Origin of the sequence: Streptomyces mesophilus, from assembly GCF_040300965.1 — a bacterium.
In the GTDB taxonomy this organism is placed as follows: Bacteria; Actinomycetota; Actinomycetes; order Streptomycetales; family Streptomycetaceae; genus Streptomyces; species Streptomyces mesophilus_A.
The window spans coordinates 1-21,120 of sequence record NZ_JBEPEW010000027.1; the positions used below are offsets into that span (position 1 = coordinate 1).

Annotated in this window: 16 protein-coding genes; 11 read left to right on the forward strand and 5 right to left on the reverse strand. The window is 70.6% G+C overall.

From position 1 onward, the window contains the following. Nucleotides 1-278, forward strand: a 278-nt coding sequence (locus ABT367_RS12855; RefSeq protein ID WP_352252505.1) for an ROK family protein, incomplete at its 5' end; no start/stop codon positions are given. Nucleotides 279-353: 75 nt separating this feature from the next. Here the strand turns inward: ABT367_RS12855 and ABT367_RS12860 are convergent. Together ABT367_RS12860 and ABT367_RS12865 are read right to left on the reverse strand one after the other, a co-directional pair. After that, entirely contained in the window at nt 354-1,175 is an 822-nt protein-coding gene (locus ABT367_RS12860; RefSeq protein ID WP_352252507.1) for an EamA family transporter, read from the reverse strand. A 48-nt stretch (nt 1,176-1,223) separates the two neighbouring features. Continuing rightward, on the reverse strand, nt 1,224-2,765 hold the full coding sequence (locus ABT367_RS12865) for an AMP-binding protein (protein WP_352252509.1): 1,542 nt from the start codon (nt 2,763-2,765) through the stop codon (nt 1,224-1,226). A 141-nt stretch (nt 2,766-2,906) separates the two neighbouring features. Here ABT367_RS12865 and ABT367_RS12870 point away from each other — a divergent pair, with 141 nt between their 5' ends. Together ABT367_RS12870 and ABT367_RS12875 are read left to right on the forward strand one after the other, a co-directional pair. Continuing rightward, entirely contained in the window at nt 2,907-3,782 is an 876-nt protein-coding gene (locus ABT367_RS12870; protein WP_352252511.1) for a helix-turn-helix transcriptional regulator, read from the forward strand. A gap of 108 nt (nt 3,783-3,890) precedes the next feature. Beyond that, nucleotides 3,891-4,541, forward strand: coding sequence for a LysE family translocator (locus ABT367_RS12875; protein ID WP_352252513.1), 651 nt, complete (start codon nt 3,891-3,893; stop codon nt 4,539-4,541). Between the two features lie 13 nt (nt 4,542-4,554). Here ABT367_RS12875 and ABT367_RS12880 read toward each other — a convergent pair whose 3' ends face one another. Further along, a complete protein-coding gene (locus ABT367_RS12880; protein ID WP_352252515.1) occupies nt 4,555-5,679 on the reverse strand; it encodes a winged helix DNA-binding domain-containing protein in 1,125 nt (374 codons plus the stop codon). Nucleotides 5,680-5,956: 277 nt separating this feature from the next. Here ABT367_RS12880 and ABT367_RS12885 point away from each other — a divergent pair, with 277 nt between their 5' ends. From ABT367_RS12885 to ABT367_RS12920, 8 genes are all read left to right on the forward strand, one after another. Then, on the forward strand, nt 5,957-6,340 hold the full coding sequence (locus ABT367_RS12885) for an RNHCP domain-containing protein (RefSeq protein WP_352252517.1): 384 nt from the start codon (nt 5,957-5,959) through the stop codon (nt 6,338-6,340). A 40-nt stretch (nt 6,341-6,380) separates the two neighbouring features. Then, entirely contained in the window at nt 6,381-6,809 is a 429-nt protein-coding gene (locus ABT367_RS12890; RefSeq protein WP_165335857.1) for an RNHCP domain-containing protein, read from the forward strand. 80 nt (nt 6,810-6,889) lie between these two features. Further along, nucleotides 6,890-7,306, forward strand: coding sequence for a DUF3224 domain-containing protein (locus ABT367_RS12895; RefSeq protein ID WP_352252519.1), 417 nt, complete (start codon nt 6,890-6,892; stop codon nt 7,304-7,306). A gap of 79 nt (nt 7,307-7,385) precedes the next feature. Then, the gene (locus tag ABT367_RS12900; protein WP_352252521.1) at nt 7,386-8,414 is read left to right on the forward strand and encodes a DUF4436 family protein; all 1,029 of its coding nucleotides are present in this window, start codon (nt 7,386-7,388) and stop codon (nt 8,412-8,414) included. A 119-nt stretch (nt 8,415-8,533) separates the two neighbouring features. Then, entirely contained in the window at nt 8,534-10,333 is a 1,800-nt protein-coding gene (locus ABT367_RS12905; RefSeq protein ID WP_352252522.1) for a methylmalonyl-CoA mutase family protein, read from the forward strand. After that, nucleotides 10,333-12,510 carry a methylmalonyl-CoA mutase gene (gene scpA, locus ABT367_RS12910; RefSeq protein ID WP_352252524.1) on the forward strand — a complete coding sequence of 726 codons (2,178 nt, stop codon included), beginning with the start codon at nt 10,333-10,335 and terminating at the stop codon, nt 12,508-12,510. The genes ABT367_RS12905 and scpA overlap by 1 nt, the downstream gene beginning before the upstream one ends. A 47-nt stretch (nt 12,511-12,557) precedes the next feature. Beyond that, on the forward strand, nt 12,558-13,538 hold the full coding sequence (meaB, locus tag ABT367_RS12915; protein WP_352252526.1) for a methylmalonyl Co-A mutase-associated GTPase MeaB: 981 nt from the start codon (nt 12,558-12,560) through the stop codon (nt 13,536-13,538). A gap of 88 nt (nt 13,539-13,626) precedes the next feature. Further along, nucleotides 13,627-14,439 (forward strand): phospholipid scramblase-related protein, encoded by an 813-nt coding sequence (locus tag ABT367_RS12920; RefSeq protein WP_352252528.1) that lies wholly within the window; start codon nt 13,627-13,629, stop codon nt 14,437-14,439. A 12-nt stretch (nt 14,440-14,451) separates the two neighbouring features. Here the strand turns inward: ABT367_RS12920 and ABT367_RS12925 are convergent, their stop codons facing one another. Together ABT367_RS12925 and ABT367_RS12930 are read right to left on the reverse strand one after the other, a co-directional pair. Continuing rightward, complete coding sequence (locus ABT367_RS12925) at nt 14,452-17,817, reverse strand: molybdopterin-dependent oxidoreductase (protein WP_352252530.1); 3,366 nt, start codon at nt 17,815-17,817, stop codon at nt 14,452-14,454. A 141-nt stretch (nt 17,818-17,958) separates the two neighbouring features. Next, complete coding sequence (locus tag ABT367_RS12930; protein ID WP_352252532.1) at nt 17,959-20,991, reverse strand: family 16 glycoside hydrolase; 3,033 nt, start codon at nt 20,989-20,991, stop codon at nt 17,959-17,961. Nucleotides 20,992-21,120: the final 129 nt, after the last annotated feature.

A 21,120-nucleotide genomic window follows, 5' to 3' on the forward strand; every position in this document is an offset into this window, starting at 1 on the left:
CCGGCGATCCGGCCGCGCTCGCGGCCTTCGACCGCGCGGGCAAGGCGCTCGCGGCGGGCATCGCGGGTACGGCCACGCTCGTCGAGATCGACATCTGCGTGATCGGCGGCGGGGTGGCCGCGGCGGGCGACCTGTTGTTCGGACCGCTGCGACGGCACTTGAAGACCTATGCCGCCCTGTCCTTCGTCGGCCACCTGGAGATCACGGCGGCGGCTCTGGGGACGGAGGCCGGTCTTGTGGGCGCGGCTGCCGCTGCGGGACAGCTGCTGGAGGTGTGAGTCCCCTCTGCGGGCAGCTGCTGGAGGTGTTGAGGCCGCCCCACTGCCGTACGGCGAAGGCGCCGCCCTCACGGCTCAGCCCAGCGCGAGCAGCACTGTGGCCACCAGCGCTCCCCAAAGTCCCACCACCTGACGGCGGTTGACCCGCTCGTGCAGGAGCGCGAGGCCCAGGATCACGGGGATCGCCGGGTACAGCGAGGCGAGCACCACGGCCACCGCGAGCATCTGCTGCTGTGTGGCCAGCAGGTACAGGCTCAGGCCGAGCGCGGCGCCCGCGCCGATCGCGAAGGCCTGGACGCCCTGCACCGCCGGCACGCGGAGCCGGCGTACCGCCGTGGGAAGGAGCACCACGACGGCGACGAGGCGGCCCGCTGCCACGGCCCACAGGCCGCTCGACGCGTCCGCCTGCGCAAGGGCCAGGTACTGCAACGCGACGCCCGCACTCGCGAGCAGTCCGTCCGTGACGCCTCGCCCAGGGGCCGCCTGCCGGGAGCCGCCGGAGACCAGCCACAGGGCGGGCGCCGTGACCGCGATGCCCGCCCAGGCGAGCGGGGTCGGGCGGTCGTGCAGGACCACGACGCCGGCGAGTACGGACAGGACCACCGAGGTCACGGCGCTCACCGGGACCACCACGCTCATGTCGCCCCGGCTCAGCCCGCGGTTGAGGAACCACATGGCGAACGCGCTGCCCACACCGGACAGCGCGCCCCACCCCAGGTCGCCCTGGGACACGGACGGTGCGGGCACCACGAGGGCCGCCGCGACGGCGAACACCAGACCGCCGACCTGGCCGAGGAGCGTGACCGTCGCGAAGGGGACCCGGCGCGACAGGACCCCGCCGGCGTAGTCGACGAGACCGTAGAGGACGGCGGAGGCCAGTGCGAGGAGAGCGCCCATCCGATCAGGTGTGCCCGGCAAGCCGGGGACGAAGCCCGGAGCCGGCGATCAGTTGATCCGGCGCGACCGCCCCTCCCAGTAGGGCTCCCGCAGCTTGAACTTCTGGATCTTTCCCGTGGCCGTACGCGGGATCGTCTCCCGGAACTCCACCGAGGTGGGCGCCTTGTAGCCCGCGATGCGCTCCTTGCAGTGGGCGATCAGCTCGGCCGCCGTGACCGTGGCGCCGTCCTCCAGGACGACCAGGGCCTTGATGGTCTCGCCCCACTTCTGGTGCGGTACGCCGATCACCGCGACCTCGGCGACCGCGGGGTGGCCGAAGAGGGTGTCCTCGACCTCGATCGACGAGACGTTCTCGCCGCCCGTGATGATGACGTCCTTCTTGCGGTCGGAGATGGTCAGATGGCCGTCGCTCTCGTCGATCACCCCGCCGTCCCCCGTGTGGAACCAGCCGCCCTCCAGGGCCGCCTCGGTCTCCTCGGGCTTGTCCCAGTAGCCGTCGAGGACCACGTTCGACCGGGCGAGCACCTCGCCGGAATCGGCGACTTCGAGACGTACACCCAGAGCGGGAAGGCCCGCGCGGGACAGCTTGCGGGCGCGTTCCTCGGCGGGCAGGGCGTCGTCCCCGGGCCGGGTGCGGTTGAAGGTGAGCAGCGGGGAGGTCTCGGTGAGTCCGTAGATCTGGGTGAACTCCCAGCCCAGTTCCTCCTCGACACGCTGGATGGTGCGGCTCGGCGGCGGCGCGCCCGCGCATACGAGCCGCACCTTGTCGCGGCCCGGGATCTCGCCCTGCCAGTCGGCCGCCGCGCCGAGCACCGCGTTCCACACGGCGGGCGCCCCGCACATCAGCGTCACCCCGTGCTGTTCGACCCGGCGCAGGATCTCGGCGCCGTCGACCTTGCGCAGCACGACCTGCTTGGCGCCGAGCCCGGCCATCACGAACGGCATGCCCCAGCCGTTGCAGTGGAACATCGGCAGGGTGTGCAGGTAGACGTCCCGCTCCCAGGCGCGGGTGTGCAGGCCGAAGGTGAGGCCGTTGACCCAGATGTTGCGGTGGGTGAGCTGAACTCCCTTGGGGCGTGCGGTGGTTCCCGAGGTGTAGTTGATGGTGGCGGTCGCGTCCTCGTCGGGCCGCGACCAGGGCCGCGACTCGACGCCGAAGCGCATCAGCTCGCTCTCCGTCTGCTCGCCGAGGACGAATCGGTGCCGTGCCTTCACGGACGACAGCGCGTCGTCGAGCTCCGGGTCGACGAGGACGGCCGACGCACCGCTCTGCCGCACGATGTACTCGGTCTCCTCCGGCTTCAGGCGGAAGTTGACGGGCACGCAGATCCGCCCGCTCATCGGGACCGCGAACAGCAGCTCCAGCATGCGTGCGGAGTTGTGGCTGACGACGGCGATCCGCTCGCCCTCCCCGATCCCGAGCGCGTCGAAGCCCGCCTGCCAGGCGCGCACCCGCTCCCCCAGGCGACCGTAGGTCGACTCCGGTACGACGGGCGCCGGCTGGTCCGGCTCGTCGATCACACCGGGACTGCTCGCGAAGCCCGCCTCCGCCCGGTGGAGAAAGTCCGCGACGGTCATCGGTGTCCGCATGATGTGTCTCCTGTGATCCGGTATCCGGTGCATTCGGCCCATCCCTACGTAGCATCCTGTTCTCAGAGGCCTCGGTAAAACCACCCCTCAGCAGGGTCGGAGCCGGAGCCTCAACGGGGCGAGCACGGAAGGCGGGCAGCAGTGACGGGGTACGAGGGACGGGGAGCCGAGGCGTACGAGCTGCGGTCGGCGCTGGTGCGGCTGCGCCGGGACACCGGGCTTCCGGTGGCGCTCGGCGGACTGGTCCACGACCGGCTCGGATCGCCGCCCGGGCCCTCGCGGCAGCGCGGGCGGCTGCGCATCGACGAGGTGAGCGGCACGGTCTCGGGCGCCCTCAAGGGCGTGGCGGTCAGCACGGGTTCGGGACTCGGCGGCAAGGCCGTCGCGCTGTCCCGGCCCTGCGCGGTGGTCGACTATCAGGAGGCTCGGCACATCAGCCATGAGTACGACGCGCTGGTCGCCGCCGAAGGGCTGCGCTCGGTGCTCGCGGTGCCGGTGATCGTCCGCCGCAAGGTGCGCGGAGTCCTGTACGGGGCGCTGCGCTCGCCGCAGCCGCTCGGCGAGCGGATCCTGACGGCGGCGGTCGCAGCGGCCCGCGATGTGGAACAGGCCCTGGTCGTACGGGACGAGGCCCATGACCTCCTGGTGGCCGCCCGCGAACCCGCCGTCGGGGCGGACGCCTGGGAACGGGTGCGGGAGGCGCACAGTGCGCTGCGTGCGCTGGCGCCCAGGATCGAGGACCCGCGGCTGCGTGCCGAACTCACCGAGGCCTACGGCACGTTGGCGGCCGCGTCGGAACCCGTCGTACGCCCGTCGCCCGAAGTGCGCCTGGCACCGCGCGAGGTGGATGTGCTCGCCTGTGTCGCGCTCGGTGCGACCAACGCGGCGGCGGCCGAGCGCCTGGGGCTCGGGGCGGAGACCGTCAAGGGCTATCTGCGCTCGGCGATGCGCAAGCTGGGGGCGCATTCGCGGTGGGAGGCGGTGGTGGCCGCGCGCCGTGCGGGATTGCTGCCGTGAGGTCCGGGCTCGCGCCGGGGCCGGGGCGCGTCCACTCTGCAAGACCCTCTCGTCAGGCCCTGACATTCGCGTACGCACGTCACCTAGCATCGCGGCGGGGGTGAGGACATGGTGTCCATGGACCGTTTGCTCGCGTTCGCCGCGATGTCGCTGCTTGTGATCGTGATCCCGGGACCGAGCGTGCTGTTCGTGATCGGTCGGGCGCTCGCGCACGGCCGCCGCACCGCCCTCGCGACGGTGCTCGGCAATGTCGTCGGCTCGTATCTCCTCGTCGTCGCGGTCGCGTTGGGCGTCGGCACGCTGGTGGAGCGCTCGGTCACGGTGTTCTTCACGGTGAAGCTCGCGGGCGCCGCGTATCTGATGTACCTGGGGGTGCAGGCGTACCGGCACCGCAAGGACATGAAGGCGTCGGCGATCGGAGCCTCGGCCGACGGCGGTGCACGGCGCGGGGATCTTCGGACCGTGACCGACGGGGTGATCGTGGGGATCACCAACCCCAAGGGGATCGTCTTCTTCGCCGCCGTACTGCCGCAGTTCGTGGACCACTCCGCGGGCGGTCTTCCGGGCCAGATGCTGATCCTCGGGCTCGTGCCGATCTGCATCGGCCTCGTCACCGACACGGCCTGGGGCCTCACCGCCTCCGCCGCCCGCAGCTGGTTCGCCCGCTCCGACCGCCGCCTGTCGATGATCGGCGGCGCGGGCGGTTTCGCGATGATCGGGCTCGGCGTGACGGTGGCGGCGACGGGGCGGGCCGAGTGAGCGCCCGCCTCCGTCAGGCGCCCACCACCTTCCCGTACCGGATGTCGTAGGGCAGCCCCGTCCCCAGCGGCCCTTCGAGCAACCGGACCGCCTCGGCGTCGAGTTCGGCCCGCTGCGCCTTGGTGAGCTTGCCGAAGGTCTCGAAGGTGATCGTCGAGGACTCCTTGTCCTCCACCAGCTTCCATACGCCCGCGAGGAAGCCGTCGACCAGGAAGACACTCCAGGCGAAGTTGCCCAGCCAGGTACGGCCCTTGTACTCGGGCGGTACGACCCGGCTGCGGTCGGCGTGCGAGAGCAGCAGGTTGTCGAACTCGGGGAGCAGCCGGGCCGGCGCGGGGGTGTCCTCGTCCGGGCGGGGCGCGTCCGGGAGGTCGAAGAGCTCGACGCCGTTCTCGTCGCGGAAGGTCAGCAGTCCGGGGCGCAGCCTCTCGAAGACCTCGCGCATACGGGTCAGACCCGCCCAGGTCTGGAAGTCCTTGACGGACGCGGGGCCGAAGGCGGCGAGGTAGCGCAGCACCGTGTCGTCCGGCGGAGCGGGCGCGACGTCGTCCCGGCCCAGCCAGTGCACCAGGGAAGTCAGCGCCACCTGACCGCTGCGCCGCCACAGTCCGCGCGGGGTGACCTGGACCTGGGGCAGCATGCAGCGCGCCGCGACACCCAGCGCCTGCGGATCGGCGTCCGGCCACACCTTGATCAGCTCCTCACGGAGCTGCTTGAGGGTGCGGGGCTCCGACTCGACCAGTTCCTTCGCCCGCACCGCGAGTTCCTCGAGGTCCACACCGACGAGGCCCTGACGGAACTGCCCGAGCTCCCGGGCCCGGGCCGGCTGGACGAGCCCGCGCAGGGCCAGCGCGTCATCGGCGGTGTGCGCGTGGATGGTCGAGCGCATCGTGACGATCCGCACCAGCTCGCGGTCCTGCATCAGCCGGGAGTACACCTCGGGATCGAAGCCTTCGAGGCGTGCGGCCAGTGCGTAATAGGGCGGCTTGACGTTCTGCGCCTGCAGACCGAGCAGATGCGCGACCGCGGCGGCGGGCTTCATGGTGTGCCGCCGCAGCAGCAACTGCCGTTCCAGAGTGGCGCGGTTGAGTGCGCGCGTGGTGAGGACCGGGCCTTGGGCCTTCTTCGCTGCCGTCATGTCCAGCACGTTAGCGAGGGATGCGGACAGCCGCCGTCCTCAATGGCGCACTGCGGAAAATCGGTGGACGAGGCGGCGTGGGCCGAGGTTGGCTTGGTCCGCGAGCAACTCCGTTCGCCCCTTGTCATGGAAGAGGTGTCTTGATGACCCGCCTTGCGCCGAGCGCGCCTCGCGACGCCGCGTAACTGCCCGCAGTTCACGTCACCGTCCACGCTTCTCCGAGGCCGCTCGGCCTGCTCTTGCTGTCATCGCACATTCCTCAGCAAGGAGCATCCGGGTGTCCAGCGATCATCTCGCACACCAGCACCACACCACCGGCGCCTTCGGCGTCGACACCTTCGCCTGCGTACGGTGCGGCCTGACCGTATCGGCGCAGGCTGCCGACGGGACGCGGCGCAACCACTGCCCGTCCTGTCTGCACTCCCGGCATGTCCTCGACCAGGTCGAGGGCGGTCCGTCGGAGTGCGGCTCGCGGATGAGTCCCATCGCCATCGCGGTCCTGCGCACCGGCGACTGGACCCTCGTCCACCGCTGCCTGCGCTGCGGTGAGCTCACGTCGAACCCCGTCTGCGGGGACGACAACCAGCTCATCCTGATGCGGATGGCCGTGCGGCCGCTGGCCGATCCTCCGTTCCCGCTCGAAGCGTTCGGCACGCTCTGAACGCCCGTAGCGATCACCGGAACATCTCGGAGGACCAGCCATGCCACGCCGCACCCGGCGCACCGACCGCACACAGCGCGGCCGGCCGCAGCGCCACAAGGACGTCCTGCACACAGCGGGGCGTCATCGGGCCCATGACTTCCGGTGCGTGGGCTGCCGGCTCGACGTCTCCCTCGTCGCGCCCGGCACCGCACACCGCAACCATTGCCCGAACTGTCTGACCAGCCTCCATGTCGACCACCGCATCCCCGGCGACCGCGCCGCGGACTGCCGGGGACGGATGGAGCCGCTGGGCCTGACCGTACGGACGGACGGCGAATGGATGCTCATCCATCAATGTCTGACGTGCGCCCGGCTCAGCTCGAACCGCATCGCCGGCGACGACAACGCGCTGGCCCTGGTACGTCTGGCTCTCAGACCGCTCCAGGACCGCCGCGTCGCCACCAGCGCACTGCTGTCGATGCCCTGAGCCGGGCCCCGGCCGGGGGCGGATGCCGTCTGTCCGCCTCCGGCCGCTTCTTGTCAGTGCCCGCCCCTGGCATCGGCCGCATGAGAGCTTCGGGAACGTTCACCGTGAAGTCCTTCGTGCCCGCCGATGTGGCCGTGCCGCAGGAGGTGACCACGGCCGTGCCGGTGGGAGTGGCCACGATCGACAAGCACTTCGAGGGCGAGATCAGCGGCCGCTCGACGACCCTGTTCACCGCCGCATACGACCAGGACCGGAGCATCGGCACCTATGTGGCGATGGAGTCCTTCGAAGGCACGGTCGGCGGCCGCTCGGGCACCTTCAACTTCGCCCATGCGGCCACCACTACGGGCGACACCTCCCGCCTCGGCGAGTACTTCGTCATCGTCCCGGCCGGCAGCACCGGGGAGCTGACGGGGATCACCGGCACCGGCGGCATCGCGGTCGACGAGGACGGCACGCACCGGATCTGGTTCGAGTACGAGATCCCGCAGGCCTGATCCTCCGGGTGGGCCCTGGGCGCGCCCTGCGGTGACGCTCGCGTGGCGCGCCCCCGGTCCGCGTCCGAGGATCGGGGGTATGCCCGCCCCGGTCGACCCCCTCCAGCCGGTGAGCGCCCTGCGCCGGCGCTACCGGCTGGCGCGGCGGGCGGCGGGCGAGCTGCCCTGGCGGCGGCTCCTCACCGGGGCGGCGGCGCTGTGCGTGATGTTCGCGCTCGGAGTCGCCATGTACCTGCAGGAGCGGTCCGTACGCACCCGGACCCTGACCGTGGGCGCCGCCGAAGCCCCCGACCGTATCGACGTGGGCGCGACCGTCCACCGCACCGACCCCGATGCGCGCACGCTCGCGGTACGGATCACGGCGGACCCGCGCGGTGCGTACGCGGACGCGGCGGGCGGGCCCCGGACGGATCTCACCCTGATCAGCAATTCGCCGGGTCAGGAGCATCTGACCTTCAAGGCGCACAGCCTCTCGCGCGTGCGCGATCTGACGTTGGCGCTGCGCGAGGGCACCTCCTCCGACTACCCCTTCGACCGCTACCGCACCTCGCTGGTCCTGCGCGCCACCGTGAACGGCGAGCAGGTGCCGCTCACCTTGCGGCTGCGGGACCAGGACCCCGATTTCACGCTGCACTCCCAAGCCGCCCGCTACGCGTTCGACGTGGCCGCGGTCGACAGCCAGGTGCGGCGCTCGCGCAGCACGTTCCTGATGGCGTGGTTCATGGCCGGAGCGTTCTGGGCCATCGGCCTGTCGGTCGTGGTCGCCTGCGGTCTGGTCGTACGGCAGCGGCGCGGCCTGGTGTGGCCGGCGCTCGGCTGGATGGCGGCGAGCCTGTTCGCCCTGGTGGGGCTGAGGGGCGCCGCGCCCGGTTCGCCCCCGAACGGTTCGCTGCTCGACTACGGCGCCTTCTACTGGGCGGAGGCCCTGATCGCGTTCGGTCTGACCCGGCTCGTCTTCCACGGCATCCGTCTGGAGCACCGCAAGGGCGGCCCGATCGACCCCATGCCCGTACCGCGTCCGGCCTGGCTTCGCCATCGCCGGGTACCGCCGGGAACCGCGGCACGCACCCGGGCGGCGGCCCGTGCCAGACGCCGCGCACGACCGTGATCGCACCGGTTACCTGCCAGTAGTCCAGAACGCGCGAAGGATCAACCCCCGCCAGGAGAGGGCAAGGTCACAGCCCTGCCCCCTGCTGCTCCTTTGCTAACGACGGCTAACATCCGAGCATGACGGTCCTGCCTGACGACGGGCTCTCCCTGGCCGCCGAGTTCCCTGATGCGACCCATGAGCAGTGGCAGCGCCTCGTGGAAGGCGTACTGCGCAAGTCGGGCAAGGAAGTCTCGGGTGAAGCCGCCGAGGACGCCCTCTCCACCAAGCTCGAGGACGGGCTCACCACTCGGCCCCTGTACACCTCCGCCGACGCTGCGCCCGGCCTGCCCGGTTTCGCGCCGTACATCCGAGGCGCCCGCCCCGAGGGCAACGCCTCCGGCGGCTGGGACGTACGGCAGCGGCACAGCCACCCCGATCCCGTACGCGCGAACGAAGCCCTGCTCGGTGACCTGGAGAACGGCGTCACCTCGCTGTGGCTGACGGTCGGTGAGGGCGGACTGCCCGTGGACGGGCTCGCGCGGGCGCTCGACGGGGTGTTTCTCGACCTCGCGCCCATCGCGCTCGACTCCGGCGCCCAATTCGCCGGCGCCGCGGCCGAGTTGGTGCGCCTGCACACCGAGCGCGGCACTCCCACGGACGACGTACGGGGCAACCTCGGCGGCGATCCGCTCGGGTACGAGGCGCGCACCGGCCGGACGCAGCAGTTCGCGCCGATCGCCGAGTACGCGATCCGAGCGCAGTTCCCGCACCTGCGGGCCCTCACCGTCGACGCCCTGCCCTACCACGAGGCCGGCGCCTCGGCCGGGCAGGAGCTGGGCGCCTCGATGGCCACCGCGGTGGCGTATCTGCGGGAGCTGACGGAGGCGGGCCTGACCGCCGAACAGGCCGTCGGGCAGCTGGAGTTCCGTTACGCGGCGAGTGCCGACCAGTTCCCGACCATCGCCAAGTTCCGCGCCGCCCGGCGTCTTTGGGCCCGGGTCGCCGAGGTCTGCGGCACCGAGGGTGCGCAGCGGCAGCACGCGGTGACCTCGTCGGTGATGATGAGCCGCCGTGACCCGTGGGTGAACATGCTCCGCACGACGGTCGCGACGCTGGCCGCGGGCGTCGGCGGCGCCGAGTCCGTGACGGTGCTCCCCTTCGACCACGCGCTCGGCCTGCCGGACGCCTTCGCGCGCCGTATCGCCCGCAACACCTCGACCATCCTCCTGGAGGAGTCGCATCTCGCCCGGGTGATCGACCCGGCGGGCGGCTCCTGGTACGTGGAGCAGCTCACCGATCAACTCGCGCACGCGGGCTGGGAGTTCTTCCAGGAGATCGAGCGCGCGGGCGGCCAGGCCGCGGCCCTGCGATCGGGCATGGTCCGGGAACGGATCGCCGAGACCTGGTCCGTACGCAGCCGCAAGCTGGCCACCCGCAAGGAACCCATCACGGGTGTCAGCGAGTTCCCGCACCTGGCCGAGAAGCCCGTCGAGCGCGAGGCGGCGCCCGCCGCACCGGCCGGGGGCCTGCCGCGGGTCAGCCGCGACGAGGCGTACGAGGATCTGCGCGCCCGCTCGGACGCGTATCTGCGGGTCAAGGGCGAGCGTCCGAAGGTCTTTCTCGCGACGCTCGGTCCGGCCGCCGCGCACACCGCACGCGCGACCTTCGCCGCGAACCTCTTCCAGGCGGGCGGCGTCGAGCCGGTCACCGGGGAGTTCGCGTCCTCGGACGCGCGGATCGTCTGTCTGTGCTCCAGCGACGGCGTGTACGAGGAGCAGGCCGCCTCGACCGCGGCGGAACTCAGGGCCGCGGGCGCCGAGTACGTGTTCCTCGCCGGGAAGCCCGCCTCGTACGAAGGTGTCGACTCCTACGTCTTCGCCGGCTGCAACGCCGTGGACGTCCTCACCTCCACCCTCGACCGCCTGGGAGTGTCCTGATGGGAATCCCCGACTTCTCCGGGATCGACCTCGGGAGCCCGGCGCCGCAGTCGTCGACGGACGCGTGGCGCAGGGCTGTCGAGAAGTCGACCGGCAAGGACGACGGCGAGCTGCTCTGGGAGACCCCGGAGGGCATCGCGGTCAAGCCGCTGTACACGGGCGAGGACCTGGAAGGCCTCGACTTCCTCGGTACGCGCCCCGGCATGGCGCCGTATCTGCGCGGCCCGTACCCGACGATGTACGTGAACCAGCCCTGGACGGTCCGGCAGTACGCCGGTTTCTCCACGGCCGAGGAGTCCAACGCCTTCTACCGCCGCAATCTCGCGGCCGGCCAGAAGGGCCTCTCCGTCGCCTTCGACCTGCCCACGCACCGGGGATACGACAGTGATCACCCGCGTGTGACCGGTGATGTCGGCATGGCGGGTGTGGCGATCGACTCGATCCTCGACATGCGTCAGCTCTTCGACGGCATTCCGCTGGACAAGATGACCGTCTCGATGACGATGAACGGCGCGGTGCTTCCGATCCTCGCGCTGTACATCGTGGCGGCCGAGGAGCAGGGCGTACCGCCCGAGAAGCTCGCGGGGACCATTCAGAACGACATCCTCAAAGAGTTCATGGTCCGCAACACCTACATCTATCCGCCGAAGCCGTCGATGCGGATCATCTCCGACATCTTCGCGTACACCTCGCAGCGGATGCCGCGCTACAACTCGATCTCCATCTCGGGCTATCACATCCAAGAGGCGGGCGCGACGGCCGACTTGGAGCTGGCGTACACCCTCGCCGACGGCGTGGAGTACATCCGGGCGGGCCGGGAAGCGGGCCTGGACGTGGACGCGTTCGCCCCTCGTCTGAGCTTCTTCTGGGCGATCGGCATGAACTTCTTCATGGAGGTCGCCAAGCTGCGGGCCGCGCGCCTGCTCTGGGCGAAGCTGGTGAAGCAGTTCGACCCGCAGAACGCCAAGTCCCTCTCCTTGCGCACCCATTCGCAGACGAGTGGCTGGTCGCTGACCGCGCAGGACGTGTTCAACAACGTGACGCGTACGTGCGTGGAGGCGATGGCGGCGACGCAGGGCCACACGCAGTCCCTGCACACGAACGCGCTCGACGAGGCACTCGCGCTGCCCACCGACTTCTCGGCGCGCATCGCCCGCAACACCCAGCTCCTTCTCCAGCAGGAGTCGGGAACGACGCGGACGATCGACCCGTGGGGCGGCAGCGCGTACGTCGAGAAGCTGACGTACGACCTCGCGCGCCGTGCCTGGCAGCACATCCAGGAGGTCGAGGCGGCCGGCGGTATGGCGCAGGCGATCGACGCGGGCATTCCGAAGCTGCGCGTCGAGGAAGCGGCGGCGCGCACCCAGGCCCGTATCGACTCGGGACGCCAGCCCGTCATCGGGGTCAACAAGTACCGCGTCGAGACGGACGAGAAGATCGAGGTGCTCAAGGTCGACAACTCCTCGGTCCGCACCCAGCAGATCGAGAAGCTGCGCCGGCTGCGCGCCGAACGCGACGAGCAGGCCTGCCAGGCCTCTCTGCAGGCGCTCACCCAGGCCGCTGCGGGTACGGGGAACCTTCTGGAGCTGGCCGTGAACGCGGCCCGCGCGAAGGCCACCGTGGGCGAGATCTCCGACGCACTGGAGAAGGTGTACGGGCGGCACGCGGGCCAGATCCGTACGATCTCCGGCGTGTACCGCAACGAAGCAGGGGAGTCGGCGAACGTGGACCGCACGCGGGCGCTCGTCGACGCCTTCGACGAGGCCGAGGGGCGCAGGCCGCGCATCCTGGTCGCCAAGATGGGCCAGGACGGCCATGACCGCGGGCAGAAGGTGATCGCCACCGCGTTCGCCGATCTGGGCTTCGACGTGGATGTCGGCCCGCTGTTCCAGACGCCGGCCGAGGTGGCGCGGCAGGCCGTCGAGGCGGACGTGCACATCGTCGGGGTCTCCTCGCTGGCCGCCGGACACCTCACCCTCGTACCGGCGCTGCGGGAGGCGCTCGCCGAGGAAGGCCGCGAGGACATCATGATCGTGGTGGGTGGAGTCATCCCGCCGCAGGACGTACCGACCCTGCTCGAGATGGGCGCCGCCGCGGTCTTCCCGCCGGGGACGGTCATTCCGGACGCGGCGTACGACCTGGTGGAGCGGCTTTCCGTAGCGCTCGGGCACGAATAGGCCGCCCGGGCACGAGTCAAGAGATCAGGCGGAGGCACGGTCAGTTCATGCCGAGGATCGATCTGGATGCGTACGTCAAGGGTGTGCTCGACGGGAAGCGGGCGTTCGTCGCGCGCGCGATCACGCTCGTCGAGTCCACCCGGCCCCAGCACCGTGCGCTCGCCCAGGAGCTGTTGACCGAGCTCCTTCCGCACAGCGGCAAGGCGCGGCGGATCGGGATCAGCGGGGTGCCCGGGGTCGGCAAGTCGACGTTCATCGACGCGTTCGGGACGATGCTGACGGGACTCGGGCACCGGGTCGCGGTGCTCGCCGTGGACCCCTCGTCGACGCGGACGGGCGGCTCGATCCTCGGCGACAAGACGCGTATGGAACGGCTCTCCGTCGACCCGGCGGCCTTCGTACGCCCCTCGCCTTCGGCCGGAACGCTCGGCGGGGTCGCGAAGGCCACCCGCGAGTCGATGGTCGTGATGGAGGCGGCCGGTTACGACGTCGTGCTCGTCGAGACCGTCGGCGTCGGGCAGTCGGAGACGGCGGTCGCGAACATGGTCGACTCCTTCCTCCTGCTCTCCCTGGCGCGTACCGGTGACCAGTTGCAGGGCATCAAGAAGGGCGTCCTCGAGCTGGCGGACGTCCTCGCCGTCAACAAGGCGGACGGCCCGCACGAGCGCGACGCGAAGGCGGCGGCGCGTGAGCTGGCGGGTGCGCTGCGTCTGATGCACCCGGCCGACGCGGCGTGGACTCCCCCGGTCTTGAGCTGCAGTGCACGTGAGTCGACGGGTCTCGACGCAGTCTGGGACCGCCTCGAACAGCACCGCAAGCTGCTCGAATCGACGGGCCGCCTGGCCGACAAGCGCCGTTCCCAGCAGGTCGACTGGACCTGGACGATGGTCCGCGACGAACTCCTGGGACGACTGCGCTCCCATCCCGCCGTACGGGAACTCGCACCGGACCTCGAACGACAGGTCAGGGAGGGCTCCTTGACACCGACGCTGGCGGCGGAGCACATTCTCGGAGCATTCGAGAACTGAGCCGCAGACGCCCCACCCCGCACCGATGCGACGAACAGCACAGCACCCACCCGGGCCCACCACCTGACCTGCGGGTTACATTGCGCCCGTGACAACGCAGACACCCCCCGGCTGGTACGCCGACCCCCAGGGCACCCCCCAGACCCTCCGCTGGTGGGACGGCCACCAGTGGACCTCCCACACCTCTCCCACCCAGGGACAGGGACAGGTGCCGCCCCAGGCGAGCCCCTACGACCAGCACCAGGTGCAGCGCCAGGTGCAGCAGCAGGCCGGCCTCGCCCCCACGGGCCACAGCGGCGGCGGCACCCTCTTCAGCGAGCCCGTCCTCGTCGTGAACCAGAAGGCCAAGCTGGTCGAGCTCACCAACGAGTACGCGGTCTTCGACCAGCAGGGCAACACCCTCGGCTCGGTCGTCCAGGTCGGCCAGTCCGCGGCCCGCAAGGTGCTGCGTTTCGTCGCCAGCGTCGACCAGTTCATGACGCACAAGCTGGAGATCCGCGACGCGTACGGCCAGCAGGTCATGCGCCTCACGCGCCCGGCCAAGTTCGTGAAGTCGCGGGTGATCGTCGAGGCCGCGAACGGGCAGCCGATCGGCGAGATCATCCAGCAGAACGCCATCGGAAAGATCAACTTCGCGATGGTGGTGAACGGGCAGCAGATCGGCGCCATCAAGGCGGAGAACTGGCGCGCCTGGAACTTCTCGATCGTCGACCACACCGACACCGAGACGGCTCGGATCACCAAGACGTGGGAGGGCCTCGCGAAGACGATGTTCACCACGGCGGACAACTACGTCCTCCAGATCCACCGCCCCCTCCAGGACCCGCTCCTGAGCCTGGTCGTGGCGGCGGCCCTCACGGTGGACACCGCGCTGAAGCAGGACGCCCGCGGGTTCGGCTGAGCATCCCCGGGGCTACGCGTCCAGGACCACATCCGACAAGGGAACGGACTGACAGGTCAGCGCGTCCGAGGCCGGCAGGTCCTCGGACGGTACGACCCGGTGGGCCACGTCTCCCTTGAGGACCGTGCACGCGCAGCTCTCGCACTGGCCGACGCGGCAGCCCGAGGACAGCTTCACACCGGCCCGCTCGCCCGTCTCGAGGAGCGTCCCGGAGCCCGGCGTCCACTCCACCTCGCGCCCGGAGCGGGCGAACCGCACGGTGAAGCGGGCGTCTTCGGGGACGGCGACCTCGCGCCGGGCCGGGCGGAACTTCTCGCTGAAGATCTCGAAGCGCGGCACGCCCCGCTCCCGCAGACCGGCCGTCAGCGTCTCGATCATCGGCTCGGGGCCGCAGAAGTAGAAGCGGGCACGTGCCGAGATCATCGAGGACGGCGCGATGTCGTCCACCCCGATGAAGCCGCGCCGGTCGAAGTCGCGGCCCTCCTTCTCGTACGGGAAGGGGTTCGCGTAGTAGTCGACGACGCGCAACTGCCGTATACGGGACCGCAGTTCGCGCACCCGCTCCCGGAACGGGTGGTCCTCGCCGTGTGCGTTGCCGTAGTGCAGCACCACCTCGGGCACGGTGCCGCCGGTCGCGGCGAGCGTCTCCAGGTAGCTGAGGAACGGGGTGATGCCGATCCCGCCCGCGACCAGGACCACGGGGGTGTCGGTGTGCGTCGGAATGCTGAACACACCGCCGGGCGCGGCGAGTTCGAGCCGGTCGCCGATACGCAGCTCGTCATGGGCGTACGAGGAGAAGGCGCCCTCGGCGATCCGGCGGACGGCGAGGGTGTAGACGGCACGGTCGGCGTCGAGCGCCGGGCCGGTGAGCGAGTAACTGCGGGCGAGGTCGTCCCGCCCCTGCGGGCGTACGGTCAGATGCTGGCCGGGCCGGTAGTCGGGCAGCCGGCCGCCGTCAACCGGGGCAAGCGACAGGGTGCGTACGCCGCGCCCCTCCTGGCCGCAGGCGGTGACGGTGAAGGTACGGCGGCCCGTCCAGGTCTCGTCGCCGGGCAGTGGCCGTACGTCGCAGACCTGGGAGCGCAGCGGTACGGAGCCGCTGAGCGGGTCGGCCGTGGTGTGGTCGACGAGCCGGTTGTAGTTGCTGCCGAGTGCGCTGAGCGGGTCGGCGGCGGGCAGGGCGAGGTCGGTTGCCGCCTGCCACCAGCCGTATTCGCCGACCACGACGGACGGATGGAGTGACGCGTCGAAGCGGGCGCGCAGCCGGATGGAGCCACGGCGGGTGGCGAGTTCGACCCACTGGCCTTCGGCGATCCCGCGGGCAGCGGCCGTGTCGGGGCTGAGGTCCAGACACGGATCGGCGGCGCGGCGGCGCAGGCTGGTGAGGCCGCGCTGCTGGCTGTGCACGAAGTAGCCGTGCTTGGCGTTGGTGAGGACGAGCGGGAACTCCGGGTCGGGAGCGGCGGGTTCGCGGTGCGCGGGCACGGCGGGGTAGCCGTGCCCGCGCAGCCGTTCCGAGTACAGCTCGACGCGGCGGGTCGGGGTGGTGAACCCGTCCCGGGTGTACTTGCGGTACGCGACCGGCCGGGGAATCCGTACCCCGCCGGGCTGTGCGCGCAGGGCCTCGGCGGTCAGGCCGAGGGGTTCGAGCTGCCAGTTCCAGGCGGCTTCGATGTCGCCGTCGAAGAACAGCTCCCCCATGTCCATCCGGCAGGCGAGCGCGAACACGACCTCCGTGTCGGAGCGCGCCTCGCCCTGCGGCTGGACCATCCGGGGCCGCAGCTGCACCTGTTCCTGCGCGCGGTGCCCGATCTCGAAGCCGAAGCGCAGCCCTTCGCGCTCGTAGGCGCTGCTGACCGGGAGAAGGTAGTCGGCGGTCACGGTGGTGGGGTTCTCGAAGAGGTCGAGGTGGACCTGGAAGTCCAGCTGCGCCAGCGCCCGCGCGACCCGTTCGGAGTCGGGCTGGGCGACGACCAGGTTCGATCCGAAGCAGACCAACGCCCGTACGGGATAAGGGTCTTGATCCTCGATGGCCCGGCACAGATCGCCGGCGTTGATATATCCGGAGGCCTGCGGGCCGAGCGGGTGGCGGTCGAGGCCGAGGGCCTTCGCGCGCTGTTCGGGGGGCAGCTGTCCGGCGGCGGGACGGTAGGGCGGCGGGGGCGAGACGTGGTTGCCGCCCTTGGTGTCGTACGAGCCGGTGAGCGCGTAGAGCGTGGCGAGGGCGCGTTCGGTCTGGGTGGCGTTCTCGCTCTGGGCGACGCCCGTCCAGCCGTAGTACGCCACGGACTCGGCCTTGCCGATCTGCTCGGCCAGCTCGCGGATCTCCCGCTCGGGGATCCAGGTCGTACGGGCGACGCGCTCCGGGGTCCACTCGGCGCAGGCGTCCGAGTAGTGCTGGAAGGCGGGGACGCAGGTGACCCCGCCGGTGAGCGTGGGCACGTAGCGGGTGCCGCCCAGCGCGAAACGCTCGGGGCGGCCGGCCGGGTGGCGGGTGTCGTAGGTCTCCGCGGCGCCCGTCTCCTCGTTCCAGACCACATAGCCCTCGGCGCCCTCGAGGAAGTCGGCGGCCCTGAGGAAGGTTCCGTCGTCCTCCCGTACCAGCAAAGGCCCGTTGGTCCAGGCGCGCACGAACTCCTCGTCGTACCAGCCCTGCTGGATGAGCAGATGCGCGAGACCGAGCGCGAGTGCCGTGTCCGTGCCGGGGCGGATGCGCAGCCACTGGTCGGCCTGGAGTGCGCTGGTCGAGCGGCGGGGGTCGATCACCGCGAGCTTCATGCCCTCCGCCTGGGCGGCGGAGACGGCGGCGGACTGCGCGAGCCAGGTCTTGGCCGGGTTGAAGCCCCACAGCAGAGCGAGGTCGGCGTGGGCGTAGTCCGGCGGCGGGAGTGGGGTGCCGAAGGTGAAGGCGTGCGCGAAGTCCTTGTGCCAGTTGCAGATCTCGGCGCTGTAGACGGTGTTCGGGCTGCCGAAGCCGCGGATGAACCGCTCGATCCACTCGGTGGCGTCGGACACCATCGTGCCGCTCGGGGTCGCCACCCCGAAGGCCACCGACTCGGGGCCGGTCTCGGCGGCGAGCGCGGTGAGCCTGGCGGCGATGTCGTCCAGCGCCTCGTCCCAGGTGACAGGCTCCCAGCCGGGGTCGGGGTCGGACTTGGGGTTCGTACGCCGCAGGGGCGTGGTCAGCCGGCGGGTGCTGTGTGCGATCTCCGGGGCGGCACGGCCCTTGGGGCACATCGCGGCGCCCGTCGGATGCTCGGGGTCGGGGCGTACGCCGGTCAGGCGGCCGTCCTCGATGGTGAAGATCGCGCCACAGCGGGACTTGCACAGGGTGCAGTACCCGCGCTTTTCGACGACGCGCTTTTCGACAACGCCCACGACAGACTCCCGGCGGCAGTGAGGGAAGCTACCTCTCCATTGCACACCGTTTGATCGATCATTCGGTCCGGCAGAAGTCCCGTCCGTCTCGGCACCAGGCGTGCGGGTCCGGGACCAAAGTCCCGGACCCGCACCCTTCGGTCAGTTCAGCGGCTCCACCCACACATTCCGGAACCGCACCTTGTTCCCGTGGTCCTGCAACTTGATCGCGCCGGCGGCCGGGGTCTCGGGCAGGCCCGCACCCGTGGGGCCGTCGATCGCGACGTCGTCGTGGACCTTTCGGCCGTTCCAGACCACCGTGATCCGGGCGTCCTCGGTCTTCTTGCCGTCCGCGTCGAAGCGTGCGGCGCGGAAGGTGATGTCGTAGGACTGCCAGGTCTCGGGTGCGGTGGACATGTTGAAGTCGGCGGGCTTCTTCAGATAGATCGCGCCGGCTTCGTTGTTCGCGGGCGTGGTGTCCCCGAACGAGTCGAGGATCTGCACCTCGTACCGCTCCTGGATGTACACCCCGCTGTTGCCCCGGTTCTGACCGGTCACATCGTCCGGCAGCTTCGGGACGCGGAACTCGACGTGCATCTTGAAGTCCTTGAAGGACTCCTTCGTACGGAGATCACCGCAGCAGACCTCCATGGACTTCTCGGCGGTGTGCGGCCACTCGGGACTGCGGCCGTCGGTGTGCTGCCAGGCCGCGGCGATGCTGCCGCCGTCGAAGAGCCGGCGGCGCTCCCCCGGCGCCCGGAGATCGATCGCGTCGAGGTTGACGTGACCGGTGTCGCCCTCGCGTACCGCGTACGTGATGGTGTTGCGGCCCTCGCGGAGGTTCAGCCGCTCGGTCTGCGTGGACCAGCGGTTCCACTCGACCGTGGTGGGCAGCTCGAGCTGCCGCGGATCGCCGCCGTTCACCGAAACGGAGACGGTCTTCGTGCCGGGTGCGGGGTGCGGGCCGTTGGCGTACCGCAGGCCGACGTCGTACGCGCCCGCCTCCTCGACGTTCACCGAGAAGCTCGCCGACGCGCCCTGTTCACCGAAACCGTCCACGAAGCCGCTGCCGGTGTATCCGGCGTGCTCGGTGTCGACCCCGGCGCTGCCGCCGCGCTCGGCGGACTCCGCGTCGTACGTGGTCACCGGGTTGTCAGGGCCCGGCTTGGCGTTGAGCGTGTACCAGGCCTCGGTGGACCACAGCTGCTCTCCCCCGTCGGCGGAGAACGGCCGCGGCGACCGCACATGCACGACCCGGTCGGACCGCAGGCCCGGGATGGTCAGCCGCACCTTGCGCCGGTCGTCCGAAAGGACGGCCTTGCTGACCGGCAGGGACTCCTCGTCGACCTTCGGGCCGCCGTACGCCGGGCTCGGCGCGTACCGCCACTGCTCGACCGCGTAGGCGCCGTCGGTCAGCTTGGCCGCGGTCTCGTCCGACAGCGGCTTGGTGTAGGTGAGTTCGAAGCCGTCGCGGGTGGCGCGCATGGTCTTGATGTCAAAGGCCGTCTTGCCGTTGGGCGTCAGCTTCTGCAGCCCGAACCGCAGCTTGCCGGTCTGCCCCCAGTTGCCGTCGGCCCCGAGACCGCCGGCGTAGAGCGCCCCGTCCGGGCCTTCACTGATGCGCGTGATCCCGGACTCGAGCCCCTGGGTGTGCCGGAAGACCGCGCCCTGGTACTGGCCGTCGACCTTCTCCAGGTCGGCGCGCTGCAGTCCGCCGTAGGTCACGTCACCGAACAGCATCTGTCCGGCGAAGGGGCCCTTCTTCAACTGCAGAGGCGTGGAGGGCGAGTTGGCGATCTCGTTCTGCGGCAGCCAGAGCACCGGCTTGGTGACGGGCTTGTCGTCGAACGGGCCGTCCGGGTTCATGTAGTGGTTGAAGAACCGGTCCTGCTTGATATGCATGAGCTTGGAGGCCGGCAGCCAGCCACCCTGGTTGTCGGTGACGAACAGGTCACCACCCGGACCGCGCCCGATCCCGTTCGGGGTCCTGAGGCCGCCCGCGATGTAACTGACCTTCCCGGTGGCCTTGTTGACCTTGATCGTGGTGCCGCGGTTCGGCGCGGGCTGCGGATCGGTCGTGGCGCCGCCGTAGTTGATCGCCACGGACAGGTTCAGATAGAAGTCGCCCTTGTCGTAGAGCAGCCCGAAGGCGAACTCGTGGAAGTTCCCGCCGTAGGGCCACTCGGCGATCTTCTTGGTCGCGTCGACGACATCGTCACCGTCGGTGTCGGAGAGCTCGGTGAGCTGGTGCTTCTCGGACACGTACAGCTTGCCGTCCACGTACTTGATCCCCATGGGCTCCTTGAGCCCTTCGGCGACCTTCTTGTACGTGACCTTGTCGGGCCCGGTCGTCCCGGCAACGTTGTCGAGCAGGTACACCTCGCCCTTGGTCTCGGTGCTGCCGCCCCAGGTCGTGATCGCGAGCCGGCCGTCGGGCAGCCAGTCCATCGCGGACACCTGCGGCTCGAAGCCCTTCGGGCGCAGATCGGTGAGCTGGTAGCCGGGGTTGACCTCGGTCAGCGGCAGCCCGTCGCCCGGGGTGTCGTACGTCCCCTCGCACTCCTTGCGCCCGGGCGCCGTGACCCGTACGACGCCGGCGTCCGTGCTGAGCACGGAGCCCGGCACGGTGGTGTAGTCGCTCGCGCCCGGCGGCTTCCACTGCAGGGTGACCTGCTGACCGCCGCCCGCGTCGAAGTGGTCGATCCTCAGCGCCGTATAGCCGGCGTTGAGGGTGATCTCGCCGTCCTTGGGCTCGGCTCCGTGCAGCCCGTCATGGTCGATGACCTGCTGGTCGCCGAGGAAGAGCCGGGAGCCGTCGTCACTGATGAGCCGGAAGCCGTAGCTGCCTGCCTCGGGGACGTTGAGATTGCCGAGGATCTGGCTGACGAAGTTGTCGGAGAACCCGAAGCCCTCGGTCGAGGTCCAGTCGGCGGTCGGGATCAGCTTGTCGACGTTCGGCGTCTGGGCGGGTTTGAGATCGCAGATCTTCTCGAGCCGCGCCTGCACGTCGAACACCCGGAGGGTGACGCCGGGTTCCTGCGGGGGCAGATCGGCGAAGGGGCGGGGGTCGTCGCGTTCTTCGGCTTGCGCGGGCGCGGCGAGCACGCCGGCGAGGAGAGCGGTCAGCAGAAGGCCGGTGGTTCTTCGGGCTCTGCGGCGGCTGGTGCGGGATATGCGCGCGGGGCGTGGCTCCACGGTTCCTCCTGCGTGGTTCCGCTGTGGTCAACGCAGACTTCTGTGGCTGGGCGACGCTCAGCGTAGGGATGGTGTCGCCGAGCGTCCATACTTTGTCCACAGAAAGGAGAAACTCGCGCAGCCGCACCC

What these genes read in the sequence shown, in the direction of transcription:
- ABT367_RS12860 (WP_352252507.1), bottom strand. Translation starts at nt 1,175, where the DNA reads ATGGGCGCTCTCCTCGCACTGGCCTCCGCCGTCCTCTACGGTCTCGTC.
- ABT367_RS12865 (WP_352252509.1), bottom strand. Translation starts at nt 2,765, where the DNA reads ATGCGGACACCGATGACCGTCGCGGACTTTCTCCACCGGGCGGAGGCG.
- ABT367_RS12875 (WP_352252513.1), top strand. Translation starts at nt 3,891, where the DNA reads ATGGTGTCCATGGACCGTTTGCTCGCGTTCGCCGCGATGTCGCTGCTT.
- ABT367_RS12880 (WP_352252515.1), bottom strand. Translation starts at nt 5,679, where the DNA reads ATGACGGCAGCGAAGAAGGCCCAAGGCCCGGTCCTCACCACGCGCGCA.
- ABT367_RS12890 (WP_165335857.1), top strand. Translation starts at nt 6,381, where the DNA reads ATGCCACGCCGCACCCGGCGCACCGACCGCACACAGCGCGGCCGGCCG.
- ABT367_RS12895 (WP_352252519.1), top strand. Translation starts at nt 6,890, where the DNA reads ATGAGAGCTTCGGGAACGTTCACCGTGAAGTCCTTCGTGCCCGCCGAT.
- ABT367_RS12900 (WP_352252521.1), top strand. Translation starts at nt 7,386, where the DNA reads ATGCCCGCCCCGGTCGACCCCCTCCAGCCGGTGAGCGCCCTGCGCCGG.
- ABT367_RS12905 (WP_352252522.1), top strand. Translation starts at nt 8,534, where the DNA reads ATGACGGTCCTGCCTGACGACGGGCTCTCCCTGGCCGCCGAGTTCCCT.
- scpA (WP_352252524.1), top strand. Translation starts at nt 10,333, where the DNA reads ATGGGAATCCCCGACTTCTCCGGGATCGACCTCGGGAGCCCGGCGCCG.
- meaB (WP_352252526.1), top strand. Translation starts at nt 12,558, where the DNA reads ATGCCGAGGATCGATCTGGATGCGTACGTCAAGGGTGTGCTCGACGGG.